This window comes from Paracraurococcus ruber (assembly GCF_004353985.1).
Classification (GTDB): domain Bacteria; phylum Pseudomonadota; class Alphaproteobacteria; order Acetobacterales; family Acetobacteraceae; genus Paracraurococcus; species Paracraurococcus ruber.
Genome location: NZ_SMOA01000776.1, coordinates 1 through 240 on the forward strand (window position 1 = coordinate 1; position 240 = coordinate 240).

The 240-nt window shown below is 66.2% G+C and carries 1 protein-coding gene; it reads right to left on the reverse strand.

Annotation, left to right across the window (positions count from 1 at the left end; all coding sequences use genetic code 11):
* Positions 1–205: IS66 family insertion sequence element accessory protein TnpB (gene tnpB / locus E2C05_RS32650; protein ID WP_338045245.1), on the reverse strand; the 205-nt coding region annotated here is incomplete at its 3' end.
* Positions 206–240: the final 35 nt, after the last annotated feature.

A 240-nucleotide genomic window follows, 5' to 3' on the forward strand; every position in this document is an offset into this window, starting at 1 on the left:
CCGGCGACAGCGTGACCGAGCCGGTCGAGGTCATGGGCCAGGGAAAATGTCCATGCTCGAGCCGTCGCACCAGCAGGCTGAGCGCGACCCCGTCATGCCAGAGAGCTTTGAGCAGCCGACCCTTGCGGCCTCGGAAGAGATAGACAGCGCCATCGAATGGATTGGCGCCGAGCGACTGCTGCACCAACGCGGACAGCCGGTCCATCCCGGACCGCATGTCGGTCACACCGCAGGCCAGGT